This window comes from Bdellovibrio bacteriovorus HD100 (genome assembly GCF_000196175.1).
Lineage (GTDB): Bacteria > Bdellovibrionota > Bdellovibrionia > Bdellovibrionales > Bdellovibrionaceae > Bdellovibrio > Bdellovibrio bacteriovorus.
The window spans coordinates 2,341,756-2,366,954 of record NC_005363.1 but is presented as its reverse complement, the minus strand read 5'-3'; the positions used below and the strand labels follow the sequence as shown (position 1 = coordinate 2,366,954).

Here is a 25,199-nt window from a genome sequence, read left to right as displayed (position 1 = left end):
TCTTATTCTCCTTCAATTTCCGGCGCGGCTGCCGGAGCTTGCGCGCGTTTGCCACCAGTGGCTTTCAACGCCGCTTCGATCACTTCAGGGTGATATTTCATGAAATAAGCTTCAACAATGTCGCGAACAATCGGTGCGGCCCCGGAGCTTCCGTGGCAGGAGTGTTCAGCCAATGCGGCGATGGTGATTTCAGGATTGTCTGCCGGAGCAAACGCAATGAACCAACCATGGTGACGCATGTGAATCGGGCGGCTTTCGCACTTCGCATAGATCTGATCCGCAGAGAAGCCCATGACCTGTGCGGTGCCGGTTTTGCCGGCCATTTGCACGCCTGGAACTTTGTAGCGTTTTGCAGTCCCGCGCTCGCCATTGGCCACGCGTCGCATGCCTTCTTTGACTGTTTTGAACGTTTCTGCAGAAATGTGCACGCCGTTCGGCTGCGTCTGTTGCAGATCACGAACCACTTGCGGGAAGTTTTCGCGCAGGACTTTTCCGTCCTGATCGATGATCTTTCTCAGCAGGAATGGTTTTACGACTTTCCCTTCGGTGCCGATGGCATTGTAAGCAATCGCCATGGAAAGCGGAGTCACGTTCACGAAGCCCTGACCAATCGCCGTGGAAAGGTTTTCCCCCGGCTGCCATTCTTCGCCGACAGTGGATTTTTTCCACGCCGAGTTCGGCATGGTTCCGGAAACTTCGCGCGCCAGCTCGATACCGGTTTTCTGACCGATGCCCAGCAGACTGATATAGTCGAACATCTTATCAACACCCAGCGCGATACCCATCTTATAGAAGAACACGTTGGAAGATCTTTCCAAAGCCTCAAACACCGTGATGTTACCGTGACCGCCTTTTAAGTGGTCATGGTAAGGACGACGGCCGAAGTAGAACACACCCGGAGCTGACACAATCGTTGTCGGGGTGATCACTTTTTCCTGCAAAGCCGGAACTGCCACCAAAGGTTTGAAAGTCGAACCCGGGGCGTTGTGATCCTGGATGACTTTGTTGCGCAGAGGTTTGAACGGATCATTGATCAGTTTTGACCAGGTTTGCGCAGAAATACCGGTAGAAAACTCATTCGGATCAAAAGACGGGGTGCTGACCCACGCCAGAATTTCACCGTTGGTTCGCATCGCCACAACCGCACCGATACGATTCAAGCTCATGAAGGACTTAAAGGCCGCTTCCTGGATATCACGGTCAATCGTCAAAATGGCGTTGTTACCGTGAACAGGTGTCATGTCCTTGATCTGCTCACCGTAAATGTTTGGTGTCTGGGTCACAGTTTCGCGCCCGTGGGCATCGACCTGGATGAAGCTGACGCCGTCGGAACCACGAATGTCTCTTTCCAGAGTTTCTTCCAGACCCGATTTACCGATGATGTCACCCTGATCAAATTTCAGTGCACCTTTGTACAGATCATTCAGAACTGGCAACTGACGTTTTGAAATCTCGCCCACATAACCAAACAGCTGGGCGCCATTTTCACGAAGCGGGTAGAAGCGCACGATGGATTCGCGGATCTCAAGCCCCGGAGTGTCCAGGCGCATGCGTTTCAGGCGGAAGACTTCTTCGCGGCTTAGGTTTTCTTTCAGGCGGATCTGTGCAAACGGACCGTTTTGACGGCGGCTTTTCTGAACTTTCAGAACAACCTTGTCCGGTTCCATGCCCAAGACCGGGCCAACGGTTTTTGCCAGCTCATCCAGGCTTTCAATGTACTGCGGGGACAGGATGGCTTCAAAGCCCGGCAGGTTTTCCACCAGTACTTTTCCATCACGATCCAGCATCAGTCCGCGGGGAGCGGTGATTTTATTTTGTTTGATACGGTTTTTTTCCGAGAACTCGCGCAGCTCATTTCCAGAAATGATCTGCAGATACCACAAACGCATCGTGAAGATGGTCAGGGCAAAGCCGATGGCGAAATAAAAGATCTTGTACCGGCCAAGGTACTCTTTTGCCTCATCCGGATTACTGACGTATGTACTCATAGCTCCAATCCTCCGGGCTCATGAACCAGCTCGTCCTGAGTGATTTTGTCGATCTTGGCCAGCAGCCAGTACATCGGGAATGCAAACGAGGGAGTCAGGATGATCTGTACAAGGCGATCGACAATCTCAAAGCTCGCGGGGTTTTTCTCCAGCACCATCGATCCAAAGAAATAGATCAGGTGATAGGCCACGGCAGAGAATGCACACATAATCGTATAATATCCTGAGCCGGACCAAAAGACGCGACTCTTGATAGCATAGACCAAGGTAAAGAGAATAATGAGACTGATCCACATCATCTTCAGCGGCATGGCTGTGAATGTGAGCAAAATGAAGCCCATGGCGTAAATCGTGAAGATCGCCGGGAACGGTTTGCGATAAAGGATCATATATACAATCAGATTCAGCCACAGCAGCGGGGAGGGAACATTCCCGAAAAGCTGGAACCAGAAGGTTGTCTGAAATCCAGCCAGCAGCATCAGCACCGCCAGGAAAACCAGAAAATTCAAAAGGGCATTCCAGCGGATTTTCACTGTCTGTTCTCCTGAGGTTTAGGAGTCGCCGCTGGTTTTGCGGCCGGAGTCGCTGCAGGCTTCACCGCCGCAGGAGTTGCAGCTGGAGTGGCCGCCGGTGTCGCAGCAGGTGTCGCAGCCGAAGTCGCCGCGGCAGCAGGAGCGGACCCGTCCGCCGGAGTTTCAGCAGTTGCGGACGCAGGCGCGAACTTGTCGCCAAAATCTTCGTTGTTACCCTGAAGCACGATGAAGACCTCTTCGACTTTGTAAGGATCCACCACCGGGCGCAGGTCGACTTTCAGGGAGACACTGAAAGTTTTCTTTTCAACGGATTCAACCACCGCCACCGGGAAGCCTTTCGGGAAGATGTTGTCAAGGCCGCCGGTCACGACCAGGTCGCCTTCCTGAACGTCTTCGGTTCTTTCCACGTATTTCAGCTGCAGGCTGCTGGTGTACTGGGATTTGCCCTCGACAATCCCGTGGGCCCGGGTTCTTTGCACGATACCATCCACCACCGCATAGCGGTCGGTGATCAGCATGACGTGGGAAGTGAATGTGTCGGGTTTAAAGATGTAACCCAGAACCCCGCCGGTGGTGATCACCGCCTGGCCGGCTTTCAGGCCGTCCTGGGTTCCTTTGTTGATGGTGATGGTGTTGTGATCAATCACCAGGTCCCGGCCGATGACTTGGGCTGCCATCAGGGACATTTTGGTTTGTTCTTTGAACGTCAAAAGACCGCGCAGGCGGTCGTTTTCGATCAGCAGCTCGTTCATTTTTTCAAGACGTGCCTGAAGTTCATTGTTGGTGCTGGTCAGGTGCTCATTGTGTTTCTTGATGTTGATAAGATCAAGATACATGGCTGTGGTGCCTTTAACGCCGGAGCTGAAGCCATAGAAGGATTCAGAAACCGCGCTTCCCAGAAGGCTGAATGGTTTTGCCAGCCAGTTGGATTCCTGAGGACGCTGCTGCATGTTGATCGAAATCAGTGGCAGTGCCAGGACAATCCCTATCATCACAAGTTTCTTGAGATCAAAGTTGAAGAAATTCAAAGGTCGTTCCTCTTTTTTTAAAACCAGTAAAAGCAGTCCAGCAAAGCGTTTAGAAGCGCCCAAAGCATCGCGTCGTTCAGGGTCTTTTGGCTTCGCTGTATTAATATTTCTCAACGCTAGTAAAAACCGCTAAGGAATACAACAATTTCCCCTTGAATATTTGCAAAATTCGTTGGGTAATGAAGCGGTTTGTTTTGCAAGCTTGTTTAAGGAAGGAAAAGTTATGAGCGAAAATATGGCAGATAAGATGAAGCGCGGAATCAACGCGAAGAGCGTGACAGCGATGGTGATTTTCGGTGCCATCATTATGGTTTTCGTCTTCTTCGGTATGCCCGGTCAGATGGGTGCGGGCGTGGGTTCTGTGGCTCGCGTGAACAACACTTTGATCTCTCTGGCGGACTTCCAGCAGGAAGAAAACCGCATCCAGCAGTACTATCAAAACCTGTTCGGCAATCAAATGGACTTTGGCTCTCAGCGTCAGTTGCTGCGCCAGCAAGCGCTTGAGAATCTGGTGCGCATGGAGCTTGTGTCCCAGGCTGCTCAAAAGAGCGGCATTTTGGCGACAGACGCGGAAGTTCGCGACTTTATCGTGAAAGACATCCCGTTCTTCCAGCAAAACGGCATGTTCCAGAAAGACTTCTACATGCGTTATATCGAACAAACCCGCACCACTCCGGCTAACTTTGAAGATAAAGTCCGTAAAGACATCTCCAATGTTCGCACGCGTGCGCTGTTCGAATTGGCAACTCAGCCAACAGCGGTGGAGCTGAAAAAGATCCAGGATCTGCGCGCGGCGAAGATCAACGTTCTTTTTGTGAAAATCGACTCTGAAGCGGCAACCAAGGCTTTGACTAAAGAAAAAGCCGACGCTGCAATCAAAGCTTTGGATGAAGCTCTGGTAAAAGGTGATGAAGCTGCCGTTAACGCGCAACTGAAAGAACTGAAAGCAACTTGGGAAGAAACCGGCCTGGTGGAACTGGGTTCAGAGACCTTCCCGAAAATCACCAGCTCTGTGGCGACGGAAGCAGTCTTTGAGTTGAGCAAAACCGAGCCGCTGTTGAAGCGTCTGGTTCGTGACGGCAACAGCAAGTACGTATTGAAGCTTAAAGAAAGCAAAGTGGAAGAAGTGAAAACTCTGGAGCCAATGTCTGCAGAGATGATGCAAAAACGTCGTGGCGACGGCATGTTTGAGGCCTGGATCAATATGTTCCGTTCCAAGTCCCACGTGACTATGAACACTCAAGCTTTGCAGTTGAACTAATGCTTCAATTCGTCAGAGAGATTCCCATTCGAATCACTTTAAAAGGAGCCCTGTCATCACGACGGGGTTTTCTTTTTTACCTGGCCGCCGGGTTTTCACCCAAGAGCGGTCACATTGACCCGTTGTCCGGGATGAGTGTGAATCTGATGGACGTGGATCAGTGGCTGGGGGCCTTAAAGGCCGAACTGGAGCGGGATCTGTTCGTTTCCAAAAGTGCCAGCCTGAATCATGCCCTGGCAGAAGTGATGGCCGTGGCCCGCCTGAAGCTGGCGGAAAACGCCGAAGGGGCGGGGACCGTGTTGCGCAGCCTGACTTTCCGTGAAGAACGCGGTTGGAGTTTTGAATGGAACGCTAAGCAATCCCCGGAAGAGCAGCGTTTCGTCTATTCCCATTTCCTGGAGCTTGTTCCCAAAGATCAAACATGCGAATTGGTGCGCCTGGATTTTTCCTGGCGGCGGGTGTTTGATTGCGAGGGCGAATATCAGCACGAGGGATTTCGTCTGTTAAAAGGTCTGAAGATTTCCGGATTGGAGAACCTGTTGGTTCAGTTGCAACCCCTGAAGGGCTTCAAGCTGCCTTCGGGATCCACTCTTGAAGATGTCAGCGTCCAGTTGCTGGCACAGAATGTTCGTCTGACAATTTAGTTCTGCAGGTGAGTTTTGAAGTAGAGTTCCACCAAACGGTGGAACTCCTCTTTGTTCATGATTTTGTTGAACACATTCAGGTGTTCTTTTCCTTTGCCTGTTTTTTTGAAGGCCAGATCCACGCGTTTATTGGCAAGCTTCAGCAGGTTCAGCTCATCGCTGGAGACGTTTTCAATCTGGAACTTTTTCTTTTTGTGGGCCGGAGCCAGCACCCGGGACAGTTCATATCCCATGACGTTGCCAATCTTGTAGGGAAGCAGATCTTCAGGATTGTTCCATTGGATCGGATGATCTTTTCTTTCGGCGAATCCCCAGGGGGTGACCCTTCAGTTCAAAGCCGTTCTTTTTGAATATCTGGCGAAGTGCATAGACCGCAGCACCTTGCTCCGGAAGTGTGGTGCTCATGTAGGTTCAGTTGTAAGTGAAGTCCGCCGGGAACTCCAATTACCAAAGCGCAATGAGGGGGCCGCGCTCGGGAGCGGTGTCGATTTCTTAGACAGCCCTCAGGGGGCGCCCTTCAATATAAAGCTTCCTCGGCTTTGCACGACTCTTGAAACATCGTTTTCCGAATGCCCTAAATTTTCCGCTGGCGAGGATTTCTTTATGAAAATAAAAGCATGGTTATTGGGTGGTGCCCTACTGATGTCGGCTCAGGCATTTGCCGAGCAATATTGGGTTCCGGACAACCGTCCTCCAAGATTCTGTCTGCAGAATTTCAATGCCTATGGTCCCGTTTACGCCAAGGGAATCGAAGAGCGCACAGGGCGCATGACAGCACTTTTGCAGGGCATCCCCAAGTGTGACGTCGTTCACTTGCAGGAAGTCTGGAATGATTCACAAATCAATCAAATCGAAAATGATCTGAAAAGACAATACAGCATCAGTGCCCCGAACAAGGAAGAACGCATCGGCGTGATGTCCCTGTTCATGGGGGATGTGAAAGGCACCGAAACCCATGCCTTTGCGGTGAACAACGAAGGTGGGGTGCTGGACTCGGTTCGCGAGGCGCTCAATGTGCGCAAAGCCTTCCACGTCGTGAAATCCGGGTTCTTTGGCATCGACGAGGACTTTTATTTTATCAATACTCATTTGCATCCAACCTCGGAAGCTGTGCGCTTGACGCAAGTGATGGATTTGTTGCGCTGGCGCATGAAACATCAGGATCTGAAGATGCTTTTGTCCGGTGATTTCAATGCCAATGTCGACAGTGTTGAGCGGGGCTTTGTGATGGCGACCCTGGCCACGCGGGATGCCATGGAAGATGCCATGGGCGGATATCCTAAAAAAGGATACTGCACCTACTGCGCACGAAACCCCTTGGGATGGTTGTTCAGTGATCAGGTTTTTGACTACATCTTTTATTCTAACGTTGGTCAGTCTGCGACAACATTACAGGTGCTGGACGGGCAGGTGAACATGCAGGGGACTCCACGTCGTCCTTTGTCAGATCACTATGGTGTGCGGGTGGAGTTCTCGGTGGATCCGAAAACTTCTGAAACCAATGCTCTGGGGCTGGAACTTCGCAGGTCTTATGCGCTGGACAACTTTGCCAAGGCTGAAAAAATCCTGGCGGCGGCGAAAGAACCCGAATTTAAACCCTACCTTGAGGCTTTGCGCAAAATGACCGAACAGCTGCAGACCAAGTCCGGCGCGTTCTGGAATTACTTCTCAAGCTTCCGTTAGTTCAATCCGGACTTTGCCGCCGGTGGCAGTTTCATGATGCGCGCGTTGATCTTTTCCAGATCCCGCGCCAGTCGGGCTTTGTGAGAAATTCCAAAGACTCCAAATTCTTCAATAATCGGCGGGCCGACACGCTTGAATGTTTTCAGCGGAATGCCTTCGTTTTTGGCGTAAAACTCCAGCACCTGCGTGTTGCAGATGAACAGGCTGATTTCGCCGGAGAGCAGCTTGCGCATTCCCTGAATCACATCCTGAACCTCGACTTTTTTGGCCAGCGGGGACTTCAGGTAAGTGCCGAAAGGCTCGGCGTATTCATAGCCCAGGACATACCCCAGATTGTGATTGCGCAGTTCTTCGGTGGTCTTCCAGTCAAGCTGACTCAAGTACTGGCTGGAAGCCAGGGTCCATACGGCCTCTTCAGAATGAAAAACTTTTTTGGTGAAAAGTAGATAGTCTTTTTTGTGGTCGATCTGCATCGGACCGATAATGTCAACGCGCCCTTGTTCGGCGGCCTTCAGAGCGCGCTTCCAGGGAATGATGCGAACTTCGATGTCCTTGCGGGGGATGTCCAGGATTTTTTCCAGAGCCTCAATGGCTGTGCCTTTGGCTTCGCCCTTTTCCTCATAGATGAACGGCGGATAAGGATCAGAGGCAAAGACCACTTTCCTGGCCTCTGCCCACGGGGAAAAAAGAAATAAAACCAGCACTAGCAATGGCATTGAATTTCCCTTTTCCCTGATTGTCTAATCCAAATGCTTTGGAGTAAAGGCTTCGGGGAAGATTTCCGGGAACTGGAAGGTCTTGATTTTACCCTGCAGATTCGCGGTGTGAATTACCGTATGTTCGTTGGCAAATTCTGCAATCACCTGACGGCAGAATCCACAAGGTGGCCATGGTTTTTCAGCGTCGCTGACAACCAGCACTTCCTTGATCAGTTTTTGTGCGCCTTCGCTGACCGCCTTAAAGATAGCCACACGTTCAGCACACACGGTGCCGCCGTAAGAGGCATTTTCGACGTTGCAGCCATTAAAAATCTGTCCATCACTCATCAACACTGCGGCGCCAATCAGGGCGTCGGAATACGGGGCGTGGGCTTTTTTCTGTGCTTTGCAGGCGGCTTCAAATAGTTTTTTCTGTGTATCGTTCATAGGTTTGCATTCTCTAATATTTTGCCAAGCTCGATCAAGGGCAATCCTTGGATGGCGGTGAAATCCTGGCTTTCGATTTTATCAAACAGCATGATGCCGTGTTTTTCAATTTTATAGCTGCCGGCACAATCAATCGGGTTGTCCAGCTGGACATAGCGTTCGATCTGCGCCCGGGTCATTTTCTTCATGTGCATGCGGGTGATGTCGGTATAGGCGATTTTTTTGTCGCCGTCATACACGCAGATCGCGGTGATCAGGTCGTGGGTTTTTCCCTGCATGGACATCAGCTGCTCGATGGCGCGTTCCGGGGTGTGGGCTTTGCCGATAATGCGGCCTTCAAAAGACACCAGCTGGTCTCCGCCAATGACCACTTTGTCTGCGGCCTTCAGGCTTGCGGCTTTCAGATCCGCCAGTTTTTCTGCCAGGGCCTGGGGCGCCAGGGACGGGTCTTTTTCTTTTTCTTCATCAACCAAAGGCGCCTGGGCGGAATAGCTGTAAGCCAATCGAGAAAGAAGCTCTTGGCGGTATTTCGAGGTGCTTGCGAGGATCAGTTGCTTTTGTGGCATAGGGGCTCAATATATCGCTTCTTATCGGGGGCGACACCCATATTAAAGCGCTGTCTTGCGGTGCTTCACGGCCCCGGGGACAGCACCTGACTGAAAAAGCTTCGCTGGGTGGTAAAAGTGAGAGCCATTTACAGGAAATTGCGATAAGACCACCCGTGAATTGGATATAAATTTATGACGAAACAATCTCTTCCTGACGTAGCCAAAGAAACCCACTCTGAACGTTTTGCCCCGATCGACTGGGTCGGTATGGGAGCCATCGAATTGCCGGTGATGCTGAAGCAGGCAGACGGGGTTTACCGCATTCCTGCGCGTGTGGATGCGAAAGTCAGTCTTGATAAAAAACCTTCCCGTGGCATCCACATGTCCCGTTTGTATCTCTTGTCCCAAGAGCTTCTGACCAAGTCCGAGCTGTCTCTGGGTTTGCTGGGCACGGTGACCTCTGAATTCCTGCGCACCCACGAAGATCTTTCCACGAAAGCCTTGGTGCAAGTGCAGTTTGAAGCGCCATTGGTTCGCAAGGCTTTGAAAAGTAACAACCAGGCTTGGCGCTCTTATCCGGTGATCACTTCGGCATTCAATGAGGAAGGCCAGATCAGTTACTTCGTTGAAGTGGTGGTGACGTACTCCAGCACCTGTCCGGCGTCGGCGGCGTTGTCCCGTCAACTGATCCAGGATGGCTTCAAACAGAATTTCTCAACAGACAAACCTTTGGACTTCGATGTGGTTCATTCCTGGCTGGGAACTCCGCAAGGGATCGTGGCGACTCCGCATGCACAACGCAGTTTTGCCCGCGTGAAGGCGGAAGTGGGGGCGAACTACAACTATGGCGATCTGATCGACATCGTCGAAGAGGCTTTGCAAACAGCGGTTCAAGGTGCCGTGAAACGTGAGGACGAGCAGGAGTTCGCCCTTCGTAACGGACAGAACCTGATGTTCTGCGAGGACGCCGCCCGCCGAGTGAAGGAAGCTTTGGATGCGAAAGCGGATGTTTTGGACTACGTGGCAGAATTCAGCCATGTTGAGAGCCTGCACCCGCACAATGCCGTTTCTCATATCTCTAAAGGATTGAAACTACGCAGTTTTTAGTCTTCCAGTGTCACCTTACTGGAAACCAAATGAAAATGATTCTTAATAAATTGGACATCTCCGGGGCCTTCACCTATAACGAAGCCCTGAGGTGACCCATGGGTAAAGACACAGTTCCATTTCTTCCAAGACAGCACGATGACGACATTGTCGTTCACGCCGATCAGTTCGACGAAGCTGAATTGAAGCGCATCATCCGTGCCTTGAACCTGAAGGTCACCAGCCAGCGCATGGCAATCTTAAAAGCCCTGCATGAAGGTCGCCGCCACGTCACAGCTCAAGAGCTTTACGAAAAACTGAATAAAGAAAATCCGGACATTGGCTTTGCCACTGTTTATCGCTTCCTGAGAACCCTGACGGAAGGCACTTTCGTGACGGAAGTCCGCATGGGGGGCTTGCCGGCTCGCTACGAGCTGACGCCGAAGGGTCACCACGATCACTTGACCTGTGTGAAGTGCGGCAAGATCTGCGAGTTCGAGAATAAGGCGATTGAAGGATTGCAGGAAAAGGTGGCGAATCAGTTTGGATTTAAGCTGACCCATCATATCCTGGAGTTGTACGGCGTTTGCCCCTCCTGCCAAGCCAAGAATCTTTAAGAAACGGCCGTTGAAAAAGACCCATCTTCTTCGTTGGAGATCGGCCTTCTCGCTCCGACGTGCTCGGAGCACGCCTGCGCTGCGAGGGCCGACCTCCGCCTCGAATCTGGACCTTTTTGAACGACCTCTATAGTTGGGGACCGGCTGCGCTTCGCGGCCGCCCGGACCGGGCTCGGCTTCGCCATCGCATTTTTAAAAGGTGCCTGGTGACTTTTTACACCTACACTGCGTTATTGAGTGGAGTGGATTTGCTTCGTTGTCGCTGTGGGACTTTGGTCGGGGTTGTTTTTGTTTTGTAAATCTTTGGGAATTTATTAAGTCTTGTTTTGAAACGGCCGATAACTTCTTTATGAAGTTGGCTATAAAGCGGTGGGGAGTTTTCCTGCTGATTCCTCTTATTTTGGGCGTGAGTAGTGGCGGGGTTGTAGAGCTCGAGGGCTACTTTAATGCCCGTTACTCGGCCAATTTTTTGAAATCCACTCGTAACGTCAAGTTTGTCATGCCTCCGGGGACTCGGGGGAAAATTGAAGAAACAAAACAGTTTAGTTCGGGCAATTATGGCCTGAAGGTGGAAGTGCTTTCCGGGAAGCACAAGGGTGAGAAGGTTTGGGTCTATTATAAGCCTTCGGATCCGGGGATGAAGCTTTTTGAAAATGCTGAGGCGGCCGGCGAGGCTTTGGCTTCGGCGGATGTTGAAAAGGCCAAGTCTGCTGAGACCACTCGCAAGACCGAGGCTTTGCGCGTTCCTGCGGCGGCTGAAAAGGCGGAAGAAAAGCAGGTTGTTCAGGAACTGAATCAGCAGATTCGTGATGCCAATAAAAAAGTTCAAGAGACCAAACCTTGTGATGGCTGTGAAGTGGCCAAAGTGCAAGCTCGCGATGCGATCGCCAATGATGCCGCGAAAGTGGTCAGCCAGTTCACGGCGCGGGCTTCGTCCGATGCGCCAGTGCTGCGTCCTCCGACTCGGACGGTGAATCCTTATGGTATTCGTCCGACACGTTGTCGAACTGTTGGGACTTATGACAGCTGTGTCTTTGAAGGGGATACCGCCGAGGGCAAATTCAAACTTCGAAACATGGGGCCGAATAAAGTTGTTTCCAAGGGAGAGTACCGCATTCGCGAATGGTCTTTCGAATACGAAGCCGGAGCCCGTCAGGATATTGGAATCAGCATCAGTGATTCTCCCAATGCGACAGTCAGCCATACGCAGGAAAGCTACATCATGCTGTTCCCGCGTAAAACTCTGCCGCACATCCGTGTGGAAGGGAACCGTCAGATCGTGACTCTGCCAACCGGGGAAACCGTGACTTATAATGCCCAAACCCGTGAAGTCATCGGTGGCGCCTTTTCTGAAGACGGTCCCATGACTGGCGGAGGTAAAATTCTGGCACCGGCCAAGGTTTCTTACCGCGGTAACGGCGTCATGGTCCGGGTCGATCGTCGGGGCGAAGAGCCGCGTCTGCTGGCAAACGGCACGGCGACGGTGACCAAACAAGGCAAATCCTGCAAAGTCCCTGTGCGCGATCTGTGGCCGAATCAGGCTCAGAACTCTCCCGTGCACTTCAAATATTTCTCGGACTCCGACTTTGACTCTTATTTAAAACGAAAATGCGGCTTCGGCCTTTAATCGGCTGCTGAAAAGGGCCCATCTGACTGCGTTGTCAGGCCTTTCGCTTCACTGCGACGTGCTCCGCCTTGCATATGGACCCTTTTGACCAGCCTTGGCTTGTTCTTTTTCGACTTTCTTTCTGTGAATCTCGGGCTTAGACTTTGGAGTTATGTCGCATGCTGAAGATGGAATCGTAGTTAAGGGTGCAAAAGAGCATAATCTGAAGAATGTCAGTGTGACTATTCCGCGCAATAAGATCACCGTGTTTACGGGGTTGAGTGGCAGCGGGAAGTCGTCGTTGGCGTTTGATACGGTCTATGCTGAGGGTCAGCGTCGTTATGTGGAAAGTCTTTCTGCTTACGCGCGCAACTTCCTTGAACAGCTGAAAAAACCGGAGGTCGATTCCATCACCGGGCTTTCTCCGGCCATTGCGATTGATCAGAAATCTGTCAGCACCAATCCGCGTTCCACTGTGGGCACGGTGACCGAGATCTACGATTATCTTCGTCTGCTTTTCGCCAAGCTTGGGATCCCCGAGTGTCCTACTCACCACATCCCGGTCAGCAGTCAGACCCCGCAGCAGATTATCGAAGAGGTCTTTAAAAAAGGTGTCGGCACTAAGTTCTTTGTTCTGGCGCCGATGGCGTCCGGCAAAAAAGGTGAGTTCCTGGCCGAATTCCAGCGCTGGGCCAAAAAAGGATTCGTGAAAGCCAAAGTCGACGGCAAGATGATTGAACTCGACAAGGCTACCAAGCTTGCCAAAACCAAAACACATGATATCGATCTGGTGGTCGATCAGCTGATTCTGAAAGACACGCTGAAGTTGCGTCTTTCAGAAAGCATCAACACCGCGCTGAGCATGGCCAATGGCCGCGTGATCATCGAAACTTTGGACGGGGAGCGCACCAGTTATTCTTTGCATTCGGCGTGTCCTGAATGTGGTTACAGCTTCCCTGAGATTGAACCGCGTTTGTTCAGTTTCAACAACCCGCGCGGGGCGTGCCCGACGTGCCATGGGTTGGGAACTATCGACCTTGAAGAGGAAGAACAGTTCTCTGACGGTGAAGTCGGCGGCAAGAAACTGGACAAAGTCGTTTACAAGTACAAAGGCAAAAAAACTTCGGATGATGATGACGAAGAAGGCGAAGAAATGGTTCTGAACGACTGCCCGGACTGCCACGGCGCTCGTTTGAAAAATGAAGCTTTGAATATCCGTCTGGGTGGAAAAACCATAGCCGAGTTGTCTGATTTGGGCGCGCTGGAGCTGCGTGACTGGGTCGCCAAACTTCAATGGAAAGCCAAAGATCAGCTGATCGCTGAAAAAATCGTAAAACAAATTCTGGCGCGTTTGGATTATCTGATCCGCGTGGGCACCGGATATCTTTCTTTAAGCCGTCCTTCGCGCACTCTGTCCGGGGGCGAAGCGCAGCGTATTCGTCTGGCGACTCAAGTGGGATCATCTTTAATCGGCTGTCTGTACGTGATGGATGAGCCGAGCATCGGTTTGCATCCGCGCGATCATCACAGACTTTTGGATATCATCGGCGAACTGAAAGAGCGTGGGAACACCATCTTGTTGGTGGAGCACGACGAGGACACCATCCGTTATGCTGACTTCGTGGTCGATCTGGGGCCTCGTGCCGGGGTGCTGGGCGGCGAGATGATGGCGCAAGGGACTCCGGACGAGCTGGCGGCCAATCCCAATTCTTTGACCGGGAAATATCTGAACGGCGAAATGCGCATTCCGATTCCGAAAGAACGCCGCAAAGGCAACGGGCAGTTTGTGCGTTTGACCGGGGCGACGGGGAACAATCTGCAGAACGTGGATCTGGAAATCCCCTTGGGGACGTTCACGACTGTGACCGGTGTTTCCGGTTCTGGAAAAAGTACGCTGATCATCGACACACTTTACAAGATTTTGGCGCAGCATTTCTATAAGGCACTGGCGCAACCTTCGCCTTATAAGAAAATCGAAGGTCTGGACAAGATCGACAAGGTCATCGACATCAATCAAAGACCGATTGGGCGCACGCCGCGCTCGACTCCGGCAACTTATGTGGGGTTATTCCCGATGATTCGCGATCTGTTTGCGAATCTTCCGGACTCCAAGCTGCGTGGCTACGAACCAGGCCGCTTCAGTTTCAACGTCAAAGGCGGGCGCTGTGAAACCTGCATGGGGCACGGGCAGATCCGCATGGAGATGCACTTCTTAAGTGACGTCTTTGTGACCTGCGACACCTGTCTGGGTCGCCGTTACAACCGCGAGACTTTGAACATTAAATACAAATCCAAGTCCATCGCCGACGTTCTGGAAATGAGCGTGGGTGAAGCCCTGGAATTCTTCCGCAATCACACCCAGATCTATCGTAAGCTTGAGACCCTGCACCGGGTGGGGCTGGATTACATGACCCTGGGACAAAGCTCGACAACCTTGTCGGGTGGTGAAGCCCAGCGTGTGAAGCTTTCCAAAGAGCTTTCCCGCCGTGGTACCGGGAAGACGCTTTACATTTTGGATGAGCCGACCACGGGTTTGCATTTTGATGACGTCCGTAAGTTGGTGGAGCTGATTCAGGAGCTGGCCGATCAGGGGAACACAGTCCTGGTGATTGAACACAACATGGAAGTGGTGAAGTCCTCGGATCACGTGATCGATCTGGGGCCCGATGGCGGTAAGGGCGGCGGCCAGATCGTGGCGGCCGGAACACCTGAAAAAGTGGCGAAGGTCGCTGCCAGTGAAACAGGCAAATTCCTAAAGCCTTTATTAAAATAAACCTCTGAAAAGACCCGGCAGCTACCGGGTCTTTTGACATCCCGTGTCCTCGGAAGCGGTCCTTGATTCTTGGGGCTGAATCGGGGAAATCTGTGGGAATGAAATACTTTACAGGTTCCTTTGTTTTCACCTTCTTTGGTTTGATCGCCTCTTACTTTGTCGGCCATTACTATGGCGGCACAGTGGGAGCGGGTCTTCAGGCGTTGTTCATTGCTACGATCCTGGCGATTCTGGAAATTTCTTTGTCCTTTGATAATGCCATAGTCAACGCGGTTGTCTTGAAAGAGATGACTCCGGTCTGGCGTCATCGCTTCCTGACCTGGGGTATGTTGATCGCGGTCTTCGGGATGCGTTTGGTGTTCCCGCTGTTGATCGTGACCTTTATGGCTGACGTCAACCCTTGGGAAGCACTGGTGATTGCTGCGACCAAGCCGGATGATTATGCCAAGATGATGCTGGATGCTCACTTGCAAGTGGCAGCCTTCGGTGGAAGCTTCTTGTTGATGGTGGCTTTGAAGTACTTCTATGACGGCAGCAAGGATCTGCACTGGATCCCGTTCATTGAAAAACCAACTCGTTATATCGGCAGCAAAGTCGAAGCGATTGAAGTGTGCCTCAGCCTGATCATTCTGATCCTGATCACGAACTTCCTGAAGCAGGAAGAAGCGTTGCCGTTCCTGATGGCCGGTATGGCCGGTCTGATCACTTATGTGATTGTGGATGGCATCGGTTCCTGGTTGGAAGCATCTGACGATCAGATCAAAGACGTGCACAAAGCCAGCGCCGGCATGTTCCTTTATCTGGAAGTCCTGGATGCGTCCTTCAGTTTTGACGGTGTGGTTGGTGCATTTGCGATCACTCACAACCTGTTCATTATCATGATCGGTCTGAGTATCGGGGCGTTCTTCGTGCGTAGTTTGACGATCATGTTCGTGGAAAAAGAAGCGCTGACCAAGTTCGCGTTCCTAGAGCATGGCGCCTTCTATGCCATTGGTCTTCTGGCGATGATCATGCTGGCGGATCCGTTCCTGCATATCCCGGAATGGTTCACAGGCCTGAGCGGTGGTATCATCATCCTGACTTCGTTCATCTGGTCCCTGAAAAAGGGCAGTGTCGAAGCTTCACATTAATTCTCAGAAAGCCTGCTTTGCGAAGCAGGCTTTTTTTTGCCCTTTTCATTGAGAGTTCGAGCTTACTCCCACAGCGTCTCAGTTTGAAAAATCACGGAACAAACTGGAACGATCGATCCCCGTACCGAAGACTTGTTTATATATAGGAATACATAGAATCCGCCGATAAATAGAGTGTCTCAATGGAACGTCACTGTGCGAGGACTCTATGGCGCAAGTCTATGAAATGACAGCAAGAGCATTGATGGCTTTGGCCCTGGTTGCGGCCTTAACGGCCTGCTCGATGGAAGCTAATATCTCCCTGCTTCCTGAAATTCTCAAAGATCCGCCGGCTCCGGATATGAAAACCCAAAGAACTGAAACCGACTTTGTCGCAGGTGAAATCGTGACCACCGGAAACGGCGTTGTGATCACCGGCAGTTTCGGCGAAATATCGGAAAAACAGGTTCTGGCCAATGGCGTGCAGGTGGAAGGGGCCTTCTATGAGTAAGTCAGCATTCTTGCGTGTTTTAGCTGTACCACTTTTGCTTTCTGTGTCGCCAACAGTGTTCGCACAAAGCCATAAAGGCATCAGTTTTCAAGGCGTCATCAAACTTCCCAGTGGTGAGTATCCCACGCGCGTGGGCGTGACGGTGAATGCCCGCATCCTTTCTCCGAACAACTGCATTCTGCGTGAAGAACAGTTCACAGGTGTGAACATCTCCAACGGGTATATCAATCTGGCCTTGGGAACCGGTGCCACCGGGGGCTATGATCCGTCGTTCACAATGGCCAAGGTGATGGATAATTCCGTCACGCTCTCGGGGCTGACCTGTCTGAATCTGGATGGCACGGTCAATGGGGCAGTGACGTCTTTCAATCCGGCTGCGGGCAGTGGCGCGCGAAAATTCCGCATGAGTCTGATGATTGACTCTACTCCGGTGGTGGCAGACTTTAACTTGCGCTCGATGGCTTATGCCGTGAACTCTGAAACCCTGAACGGGAAGTCAGATACGGATCTGGTGAATGTGAATGCGGGACAGGGTCTGACTCAGGGAAATGCCGAAAGCATCTTCAGCCGCTTTTCAAAGCTGAATGAAATTTTGAATCGTTTCACCGCCGACGGTACGGGTTTAAGTGCCAATATCTCTGGCAATGCCGCAACGGCCACCAATGTCTCAGGAACCGTTGCTGTCGCCAATGGCGGAACAGGAGCGACAACCGCTGCTGGCGCCCGCACCAATCTGGGGCTGGGCCCCTTGGCGGCAATGACACCAACGGGGACTGCTGATGCAACAACCTACTTGCGTGGGGACGGCACCTGGCAAACGGTCACGGGTGGAGTTTCGCAAGTGGCGGGGAAAACCGGAAATGTGACCTTGGAAGCGGCCGATATCACAGACTTCAACGCCGCCTTGGATGCGCGTATCACCGCTCAAAAAGGTGCCAACAATGGACTGGCCTCACTGGATGCCGGCGGGAAAATCCCGTCTGCGCAGATCAGTCTGGCCGCGGGACAGATTCCTGATTTGAGTGCTTCACAAATCACCACCGGCACCTTCGCTGATACGATGTTGGCCGGAATTTCAGTGAATAAGATTTTAAATGGAGCGGGTTTGTACCTAAACTACAAACCTGGCAACTCCGCGTGCGCTGACAATCAGTTGTTGAAGTATGATTCGACATTGAACAGCGGTGCGGGTGGCTGGAAGTGCGCTGCGGATGCCGGGCTTTCCGCCGAGGTGGACCCCACCGTGCAGGCGTTTGCGAAAAACACCGTGGGCACGGGGTTGAGTGTGAACGGTTCCAATCAGCTGACGGTCAGCTATGGCACCGCTGCCGGGACCGCAGCGCAAGGCAATGACACGCGTATCACGGGGGCTTTCCAGGCCAGCACAGCGCTGGCGGGGGATTTGTCCGGCACACTGGCGGATGCTGATGTTGTCGGGATTCGCGGGCAGGCTGTCAGTGCGGCGGGCTCGCTTACAGGCCAGATGTTGCGTTATGCAGGCGCAGACACCTGGACCCCGGGGTTTGTGTCGATGATGGATCTGAGGTCTTCGGTCACGGGCGCGGCGGCTCTTTCAGGGGTCGGTTGCACGGCGGGGCAGACTTTGACATGGTCTTCTGTGGGGGACACGCTGTCTTGTGTGGCGATCTCTGTCACGACAGCGCAAATTTCAAACTTTCCCTCCTTGGCGGCGTCAGCAACGACGGATACGACCAATGCAGCTAACATCACTTCGGGAACACTGGCAGCGGCAAGATTGCCAACCTCAATCACGGATGCTCTGTGGACAGCGTCGGGTGGCCATGTTTCCCGTGCGACGGGGAATGTCGGCGTGGGCGTGGCTTCTCCGGGAGTGAATCTGGATGTGGCCAGCAAAGTGCGCATCAATGATCCGGCCACCGCTTATTTGATCATCAACGGTGACAACACCAACGGGCAGGCCGACGCGGGTGAAGTCACCGGTGTGCTGGGCTTTGCCTCCGATGGGGCGTCCAGCGGGCTGCCGGGAAATGGTTTCAGTTTGGAACATGAAAACTATGCCGGCACCCACGCGCTGGTGTTTAAGTCCTACAACGCCTCTACGGGCAAAGAACATATGCGCATTCACAACAACGGCTTTGTCGGTATCGGCAACAGTGCGCCGACGCGGGCGTTGGATGTCATTGGGACAAGCTATGAAGGTGCTTCCATCTATATCCAGCGTCGCGATGATGCGGGGACGGGTGCGGGGGCGGGACTTGATTTCCGCACTTATTTTGCCGCGGAAGGGACTCCGGCAGCGCAGAGTTTGTCCGGCAAAGGCCTGGGGCAGATGAATTTTTACGGCACAAATGAAAGCGGCGCCCGGGCGACTTCGGCATCGACGCGAATTATTTCCTATGCGGAACAAAACACCACCACAACCGGGGCCGGCGGAGCACTGGCTTTTATGACAGCCGCCAACAACACGAATGCGTTGACTGAGCGAATGCGCATCAACAACAGCGGCTACGTGGGGATCGGTACGGCAGTGCCTGTGGGTGGTTTGGATATCGTGAACAATGCCACGGGAGATGACAACCGGGATGATCTTAACATCAGAACTTACGGGGCAACTGAGACCTCGTCGCTGATTATGCTGCGTGCGCGGGGCACTGCTTCGGCGCCGGCAGCGGTGCAGACCGGTGACCGACTGGGGGGCGTGTTGTTCCGTGGTTGGAACGGAACCGCGTGGATGGGGTCCGGTCAGATTCTTTCTGTTGCGGAAGAAAACTTCACCACAGCGGTTAAAACCAATTTGCAGTTTCATGTTGGTGGCGCTGGCGAGGCCATGCGGATCAGCAATACCGGGAACGTCGGTATCGGAACCACCACCACCACAGAAAAGTTGAATGTGCAGGGGAACGTTGCTGTCAGCGGTGAAATCACCAGCGTGCGCAGCTGGGGGATTAAAAGAGGCCCAACGTCCTTTAGTGCAAACTACATCAATGTTTGGAACTCGGGATATCATGTGGGCAGCAGTATTGATTGCACCACCAGCACCACGGGCTGTCGCATCTTGAAGGCCGGGACTTATGAAATTCGCTGTGTGCAAAGAGCCGGGACCAGCGGGAACAGTGTTTATGTGGGGATCGCCTTAAATGGCGATCGTACCGCACTGGAAAGTCGCAACGATGTTCTTTGGAATCACAGTCATACCGCGTACTCGGGCAGCTATACGGAAAGCAATTTTATGGGCACCCTTAGCGCCAATGATCTGATTACTTGCGGTGCCCCAGTGAACACCATGGCGGCGGACCTCGTTTATGCGGTTCCCGCCTATAATGGCACCATGCAAATCAAACGCGTGGACTAGTGGTTTCTTGCGGCTTCTGTCCGGGGTCGACCGCGATCTGCAGGACAGAGGCGATCATGATAATCACGGCTCCGGAGGCCTGGAACCAGCTTAGGCGTTCGCTTAAAATCAAAAAACCAAACAGTGCCGCAAATGGTGATTCCAGCAAAAACAGCATGCTGGCGGTGGAATCTGATAGGACTTTTTGCGTGCGGATTTGCAGGTAAAAAGCGATAATGCTGGAACCCAGCCCCAGGCATAAAATTCCCAGCAGGGGTTTATAACTTAGCAGGTTCCAGTCCGAGCGCTCCTGAGTCAGCAACAAAGGTGTCAGTGCCAGCAGGCACCACGCCGATTGAAAATTGTTAAAACGAAAAGCGTTGCCGACCTTGTTCGAAATTTTTCCGATGTAAATAATATGAAAGGCCGCAAACACCGAACAGCCCAGGGTCCACAGGTCCCCGGTGTTGATACCGCTTAAGTTGGCATTCACCAGAACGAATGTCCCGGCCAGGGCCAGGGCCGTCAGGGCATAGTTTTTCCAGCTGCTTGGAGACTTGAACAACCACGCATTGAACAGTGGCACCAAAATCACATAAAGACTGGTCAAAAATCCGCTCTTGGTGGCGGTGGTGTATTTCAGGCCGATGGTTTGCAAAAGCAGCATTCCGCCCAGCAAAAGCCCGGCGGGCAGGGCACGGAAGATCTCTTCACGCAGGCTGGTGAAGTTCGGGCCTTTGAGGATCAGGTACAGAATTTCGCCCACGACAGAGGCGATAACGAAACGGAAGAACAGGGTCTCTACCGGAGAAAAAGCCTCCAGAGCCCAGACGGTGGCGACAAAGCCGAAGCCCCAAAGGACTCCGGCGAAGATCAGCTCAACGGCCGCGCGATTTTTAGTCAAACGCCTCGGCCCAGATTCTTGTTTTGTCAAAACCATCCACTTCCAGAAGCTGGTGCTTAACGTCTTTGATCATGCCGCCGTTACCACAAAGGTAGAACGTCGTCGGAATGTTTTTATAATCAAATTCAGAGATGAAGTTTTGTACGTAGCCTTTTTTGCCTTTCCAGTCGTCTTGGGGACGGCTTAGAACAAATTCAAACTTGAAGTCAGGCAATGCTTTTTGCAGCTCTTCGATCTCTTTTTGATAGTACATGTCCTTTTCGGTGCGCACGCCGAACAGCATGCGGTAACGAAGATTCGGGTACTGATCCTTTTTGGACAATAGATAGCACAAGTGTTGGGACAAGCCGGTGCCGGTGTTCAGGAAGACAATTTGCTCGGTCGGTGGCTCTTGGAAGAAGACTTTTCCGAACGGGCCGGTGAAGTTCAGTAGCTCTCCGCCCTTCAGTTGCCAAACGAAGGTCGAGGCCAAGCCATTTTCAACGAACTTAAATAGCAGTCGGAATCCGTTTTTGGTGCGGTCATCAGAGGCGATAGAATAAGCACGCAAAGCGGGTTTTGCTTCGCCCTGAGGCACATGAAGCATGACGAATTGGCCCGCTTTAAAGCCGAATTCATTCGGAGTTTCCGTCTTCAGGACCAATTCACGCACGGTCGGGGTGTGGTCGATGATTTCTTCAACTCTCATGTGATAGATAGTACGAGCGGCAGACATAAGGCTCCTTCATAATCAGTCCCGTCTTCATAAACCGAAAAACCCAGACAGTCCAATATTTTAGCTTGTTACAAAACCTCGCATTCAATAAAATTGAAGCACAGCAGTGAGGTATATATCGTGAATAGTGCGCAGCATCTTGTATTGTCCGTATTATTGTCTTTTGCGTCCTTTGCACACGCTCAAACACCAGAGGGAACACCCGCAGCGGCTCCAACGCCAGCACCTGCAGAAGCTCCTGAGTCGACGGAAGAGATTCCCGCGCCTCAACGCTCCTTGCTAAAAACAGCGGCCACTCGGGACTTCAACAAACCCCTCTATTTTGACCAGCTGGATAACGGCGTGATCCTTCCTCCTTTGGAAATGGAATACGACCTGAGTGCTGCCGGTGGGAAAAACCTGAAAATCGGCAATGTGCAGCTGAATGAAAAGAACTTCTTCTTCGCTCTTTTGCCTTTGGGTAAAACGCATTCGCAAATTAATCAAATTTTAAGCAGCGGTGAAGCCGGCAAAGTCGCTTTGGTGATGGCGTGGCCTGAAAAGCTGATGAGTCACGGAACCATCGAGATGATTTCTCGCACGGGAACAGTGCTTTGGAGTTATTCCTTCACCGAAGCGGATCGCACCCAGTGGCAAAAACAGCTGGATACATGGAGAAAGGAACTGGTTGCCAAGGGTGTTCCGTCAAAAGACGTGGTTCGTGCCGGTATCTTTGGTTCCCAGTTTGCGATTCAGGATGTGGAATCGGCAAAAGCGCCATTCTGGGGTCAGAAAGAATCCTTCCGTTTCTGTGTGACTCAAACAGACGGTCGCAACTCCACGAAAATGTGTTCTCAGCGTTACGGCTCCAAATCCAGCGGCAAGAACGTGGTGATGGGGAAAGTGCGCGCCGATGCGGTGACTCCGCGAGTTTTGGTGAATAACGAAGAGGCGGCTCTGAAAAATTCAGTGCCCGTCGCTGCGGATATGCCAAGTTCCTTCTTTGCAGAGTTGGGAACCGGAGAGTCCTATGAATTTGTGACTTTGCCGAACAAGCTGGAACTGATGGATATCTCGGACACCAAGAAGCCGGGTGTTTTGCGCATCGTGGGTTACGACACGCGCCCGGTAGGCCGTTCGGTGATTTTGAATCCGGATCAATACAGTTCTTTGACCAAGATGCTGGGCTTTGAATCCACCATCGGGGACCCACGCAAGTTCTGGGCAGCGGCGATCAAGAAAGACGATCCAAAAATTTATCTGCCGGGCCAGGGCGGGGGTATCTTCAAGCAGAAATTTGAGTTGTCTGAAATTCCGCGCACTCAGTCCCGCGTCTATTTAAGCAAAAGAACCCCGACGGGCACATACATTGACGGCATCAAGCTGGAAGGCCGCAAGCAGCCGGTGGCGCAAGTCAGCTCCGAGCAGAATTCCGTGAAGGAAAATCCGCAGGATCCAGCCTCTTTCGTGTGGGAATTCAAAGCCACCGAGCGTGGTCAGATCAATCGTTCGTACCTGAATGTCGATATCGACGGCAAGACCTACAAGTCTTACTATGAGATCTATAAGGGCTATCCTCGCGAGCTTTCCGGTCGTTTCACGGCGGTGCAGGCTTCCGGTGAATTCATCTTCATGGGGGAAGTGGCCTACAATCAGTGGTTCGAGGATCTGTTCGGTTGGACCAACTATTGGTTGTCCCGTCAGCGCTGGGGTTTCAGTGCGAAGTACTTCCAGTCCTTCAATCAGTTGAAAGTCGATGCGGCTGGCAACACCGCTCCACTGAGTGTCATGACGGTGGACTGGAAATACCGTGCGACACCAGGTCTTTGGGGGCGTGATGAATCCGTCGGGGCGATGGTGTCCTATCAGAGTGTGACCTTTGATCAATTGAAGGCGCCGATGTTGGGGGTCGGGGCCTTCTGGGCGCGCTCCATGCCGAAGGTGTTTGATGATTTCTTCAACCTTCTTCCGTTCATGCGATATCCAAAATGGGTGGACATGGAATTTATCTACTACGCAAGCTCCATGGACTCGAATGTGAAACTGAATGCGCCGATGTCTCTGAACTTCCACGGTAAAGTGTTGTGGTCCGAGAGATACTTCGGGGAGGCAGGTTTCGGTATGAAACGATATGGTTTCACTGATGAGTCTGTAAATCAGAAAGCCGAGCTGAATACGTTCTATGGAACCGTAGGTCTCGGAATCAACTTCTAAGCTGTTGAATTGTAAAATCAAAACAAAAAAGGAAGGCCCCCAAAGCCTTCCTTTTTTTATTCTGCTCACGCGAAGCTTCGTCCCCCAATACTCATTTTTTAAGTAATTGCTTGATTACTTATGTTCAATCCGTTAATTTTATTTTCATATAAGTAAGTAATCGCGTACATACATAAGTGAGCTTTTGTTGATATTTGATCAACAATTACAGATAGATACTTCGGAGTCCGAACTCACATGGTGTTTCGCGATATGCGGAGTTTCTCATGAAAGCCCTCATTGCCGTCCTTTTAACCCTTCTCTTTGCCGCTCAAGGATTTGCGGCAGAAACAACATCAACCCCTCCACACACGGCCGGTGATTATGCGCTGAATTTTGGTGCCGTGTATGTGGCGCAGTGGAGCGTTTATTTGCTCACGCAGGAAAAAACCATCGCGGACCATGGCTCCTGGGACAACTTCATCAATTATCCAGGTCGTCCTGAATTCGACAAAGACAGCTTTGACTACAACATCTTCAAACACGCTCTGGCCGGGCAGTACTACTATCTTTTCTATCGCTATCGCGGTTACAGCGAAACCGAGGCCTTCGCCTGGACATTCCTTTCTTCGCTGGCTTTCGAGTTTGCGGTGGAAACCTACACTGAGCCTCCGAGCATCCAGGATATTTATCAGACACCGGTCTTTGGAACTCTTGTAGGGATGGGCTTTGAACGCGTAAGTCATCGTCTGCGCGGGCAGGATTCCGCGTGGATGCGCGCATTGGGTTATGCTCTGAATCCTTTCACCTTGTTGTCGAACTATCCGCAGGAATTGGCGGCGATGCCCAATGTGGGCACGGACTCTTTGGGACTGAATCTGTCCTGGAGGTACTGATATGAAAAAATCGGTGTCTGTATTTCTGTTCACAATAATTTTGTCGTTCAGCGCACGGGCGGCAGACTTTGAAGCTGACCACTGGAGCGAAGGCCTGCATCTGCTGGCGGGTGGCGGGCTTAATACTGCGGTGTACTCTTCCGACGATGATCATGTGGACGGTGGCCTGGGGGTCAACCTGAAGACGGATCTGCTTTATGTGTTTCATCCCGAGTGGGCCGTAGAGTGGAGTGCCAACGTCAAATTCCACCGCATGGAAGACAATTTTTTGCTGTGGGACACGCTTTTGACGGTGGGTCTTCGAACACAGTTGCCAAGCTTTTATGAAAGGATGGAGGGAACTCCTTATGCCCGTGCCTTCGTCGGCCGTGCGCCCACTGTTTTGTTTTTAAATGGTGAAACCCCGAAAGGGGTTTCTGATCCCAGCACCAGCCGCATTCATTTCGACGGCCCGGTTGTGGGATTGGGCTGGGGCATTCTGAAAAAGAATTCCAAGGGACAGGTGTGGTTCACCGAAATCGCTGCCACCGCCCAGACACTGGAAAGTGAAGAGGACGTGATGATGGATGGGGAGGTGCCCTTGGTGCTTTCCCGCAATCAGGTCACGAACAACGCGCGCATTTACAGTATCGCCGTCACCTTCGGCATCCTGGCCTTTTAAGGAGTT

At 52.0% G+C, this 25,199-nt stretch carries 23 protein-coding genes; 13 read left to right on the top strand and 10 right to left on the bottom strand.

Translation table 11 applies throughout. The annotated features are described in order from the left end of the window. Window positions 1–2 precede the first annotated feature (2 nt). Genes mrdA through mreC form a run of 3 tightly spaced genes read right to left on the bottom strand, consistent with a single transcriptional unit; the run spans window position 3 to window position 3,663 of the window. Window positions 3–1,988 carry a penicillin-binding protein 2 gene (mrdA, locus tag BD_RS11240; RefSeq protein WP_011164871.1) on the bottom strand — a complete coding sequence of 662 codons (1,986 nt, stop codon included), beginning with the start codon at window positions 1,986–1,988 and terminating at the stop codon, window positions 3–5. Then, complete coding sequence (locus tag BD_RS11235; RefSeq protein ID WP_011164870.1) at window positions 1,985–2,521, bottom strand: hypothetical protein; 537 nt, start codon at window positions 2,519–2,521, stop codon at window positions 1,985–1,987. The genes mrdA and BD_RS11235 overlap by 4 nt, the downstream gene beginning before the upstream one ends. Next, window positions 2,518–3,663: a rod shape-determining protein MreC gene (mreC, locus tag BD_RS11230; RefSeq protein WP_011164869.1), complete on the bottom strand. Its 1,146-nt coding sequence runs from the start codon at window positions 3,661–3,663 to the stop codon at window positions 2,518–2,520. The genes BD_RS11235 and mreC overlap by 4 nt, the downstream gene beginning before the upstream one ends. 109 nt (window positions 3,664–3,772) lie before the next feature. Between mreC and BD_RS11225 the strand changes: the two genes are divergently transcribed. Continuing rightward, a complete protein-coding gene (locus tag BD_RS11225; protein WP_011164868.1) occupies window positions 3,773–4,810 on the top strand; it encodes a SurA N-terminal domain-containing protein in 1,038 nt (345 codons plus the stop codon). 131 nt (window positions 4,811–4,941) lie between these two features. Continuing rightward, window positions 4,942–5,454 carry a hypothetical protein gene (locus BD_RS11220; RefSeq protein WP_231839150.1) on the top strand — a complete coding sequence of 171 codons (513 nt, stop codon included), beginning with the start codon at window positions 4,942–4,944 and terminating at the stop codon, window positions 5,452–5,454. Here the strand turns inward: BD_RS11220 and BD_RS11215 are convergent. Both BD_RS11215 and BD_RS18185 read right to left on the bottom strand, forming a co-directional pair. Continuing rightward, the gene (locus BD_RS11215; protein WP_011164866.1) at window positions 5,451–5,687 is read right to left on the bottom strand and encodes a hypothetical protein; all 237 of its coding nucleotides are present in this window, start codon (window positions 5,685–5,687) and stop codon (window positions 5,451–5,453) included. The genes BD_RS11220 and BD_RS11215 overlap by 4 nt on opposite strands. A 31-nt stretch (window positions 5,688–5,718) precedes the next feature. Beyond that, window positions 5,719–5,859 (bottom strand): hypothetical protein, encoded by a 141-nt coding sequence (locus BD_RS18185; protein ID WP_157865700.1) that lies wholly within the window; start codon window positions 5,857–5,859, stop codon window positions 5,719–5,721. 198 nt (window positions 5,860–6,057) lie between these two features. Between BD_RS18185 and BD_RS11210 the strand changes: the two genes are divergently transcribed. Continuing rightward, on the top strand, window positions 6,058–7,137 hold the full coding sequence (locus BD_RS11210; protein WP_157865699.1) for an endonuclease/exonuclease/phosphatase family protein: 1,080 nt from the start codon (window positions 6,058–6,060) through the stop codon (window positions 7,135–7,137). Here BD_RS11210 and BD_RS11205 read toward each other — a convergent pair. From BD_RS11205 to BD_RS11195, 3 genes are read right to left on the bottom strand one after another with little or no spacing between them, the layout of a single operon-like run. Then, window positions 7,134–7,853, bottom strand: a complete 720-nt coding sequence (locus BD_RS11205; protein WP_011164864.1) for a substrate-binding periplasmic protein — start codon at window positions 7,851–7,853, stop codon at window positions 7,134–7,136. The genes BD_RS11210 and BD_RS11205 overlap by 4 nt on opposite strands. 24 nt (window positions 7,854–7,877) lie before the next feature. Further along, a complete protein-coding gene (locus tag BD_RS11200; protein ID WP_011164863.1) occupies window positions 7,878–8,282 on the bottom strand; it encodes a cytidine deaminase in 405 nt (134 codons plus the stop codon). After that, on the bottom strand, window positions 8,279–8,848 hold the full coding sequence (locus BD_RS11195) for a Maf family protein (RefSeq protein ID WP_011164862.1): 570 nt from the start codon (window positions 8,846–8,848) through the stop codon (window positions 8,279–8,281). Before BD_RS11195 ends, BD_RS11200 begins: the two co-directional genes overlap by 4 nt. Before the next feature lie 174 nt (window positions 8,849–9,022). Here BD_RS11195 and folE2 point away from each other — a divergent pair, with 174 nt between their 5' ends. The 7 genes from folE2 to BD_RS11160 all read left to right on the top strand — a co-directional run bounded on the left by folE2 (window position 9,023) and on the right by BD_RS11160 (window position 19,866). After that, entirely contained in the window at window positions 9,023–9,937 is a 915-nt protein-coding gene (gene folE2 / locus BD_RS11190; RefSeq protein ID WP_011164861.1) for a GTP cyclohydrolase FolE2, read from the top strand. A 98-nt stretch (window positions 9,938–10,035) separates the two neighbouring features. Further along, the gene (locus BD_RS11185; protein WP_011164860.1) at window positions 10,036–10,533 is read left to right on the top strand and encodes a Fur family transcriptional regulator; all 498 of its coding nucleotides are present in this window, start codon (window positions 10,036–10,038) and stop codon (window positions 10,531–10,533) included. Between the two features lie 349 nt (window positions 10,534–10,882). Further along, on the top strand, window positions 10,883–12,160 hold the full coding sequence (locus BD_RS11180) for a hypothetical protein (RefSeq protein ID WP_231839148.1): 1,278 nt from the start codon (window positions 10,883–10,885) through the stop codon (window positions 12,158–12,160). Window positions 12,161–12,311: 151 nt separating this feature from the next. Then, the gene (gene uvrA, locus BD_RS11175; protein ID WP_011164858.1) at window positions 12,312–14,912 is read left to right on the top strand and encodes an excinuclease ABC subunit UvrA; all 2,601 of its coding nucleotides are present in this window, start codon (window positions 12,312–12,314) and stop codon (window positions 14,910–14,912) included. A gap of 98 nt (window positions 14,913–15,010) precedes the next feature. Then, complete coding sequence (locus tag BD_RS11170) at window positions 15,011–16,042, top strand: DUF475 domain-containing protein (RefSeq protein ID WP_041583746.1); 1,032 nt, start codon at window positions 15,011–15,013, stop codon at window positions 16,040–16,042. 208 nt (window positions 16,043–16,250) lie between these two features. Beyond that, complete coding sequence (locus BD_RS11165) at window positions 16,251–16,532, top strand: hypothetical protein (protein WP_011164856.1); 282 nt, start codon at window positions 16,251–16,253, stop codon at window positions 16,530–16,532. Continuing rightward, window positions 16,525–19,866, top strand: coding sequence for a hypothetical protein (locus tag BD_RS11160; RefSeq protein WP_041583574.1), 3,342 nt, complete (start codon window positions 16,525–16,527; stop codon window positions 19,864–19,866). The genes BD_RS11165 and BD_RS11160 overlap by 8 nt, the downstream gene beginning before the upstream one ends. On the opposite strand, the gene BD_RS11155 is transcribed toward BD_RS11160, so the two are convergent. Together BD_RS11155 and BD_RS11150 are read right to left on the bottom strand one after the other, a co-directional pair. After that, entirely contained in the window at window positions 19,850–20,749 is a 900-nt protein-coding gene (locus tag BD_RS11155; protein ID WP_041583573.1) for a DMT family transporter, read from the bottom strand. The two genes, BD_RS11160 and BD_RS11155, sit on opposite strands and share 17 nt — an antisense overlap. Then, entirely contained in the window at window positions 20,742–21,464 is a 723-nt protein-coding gene (locus tag BD_RS11150; protein ID WP_011164853.1) for an FAD-binding oxidoreductase, read from the bottom strand. The genes BD_RS11155 and BD_RS11150 overlap by 8 nt, the downstream gene beginning before the upstream one ends. Before the next feature lie 144 nt (window positions 21,465–21,608). Between BD_RS11150 and BD_RS11145 the strand changes: the two genes are divergently transcribed. From BD_RS11145 to BD_RS11135, 3 genes are all read left to right on the top strand, one after another. Next, on the top strand, window positions 21,609–23,657 hold the full coding sequence (locus tag BD_RS11145) for a hypothetical protein (RefSeq protein WP_226988177.1): 2,049 nt from the start codon (window positions 21,609–21,611) through the stop codon (window positions 23,655–23,657). A 266-nt stretch (window positions 23,658–23,923) separates the two neighbouring features. Beyond that, a complete protein-coding gene (locus BD_RS11140) occupies window positions 23,924–24,532 on the top strand; it encodes a DUF3943 domain-containing protein (protein ID WP_011164851.1) in 609 nt (202 codons plus the stop codon). 1 nt (window position 24,533) lies between these two features. Then, window positions 24,534–25,193 carry a hypothetical protein gene (locus BD_RS11135; protein ID WP_011164850.1) on the top strand — a complete coding sequence of 220 codons (660 nt, stop codon included), beginning with the start codon at window positions 24,534–24,536 and terminating at the stop codon, window positions 25,191–25,193. The last annotated feature ends 6 nt before the right edge of the window (window positions 25,194–25,199 follow it).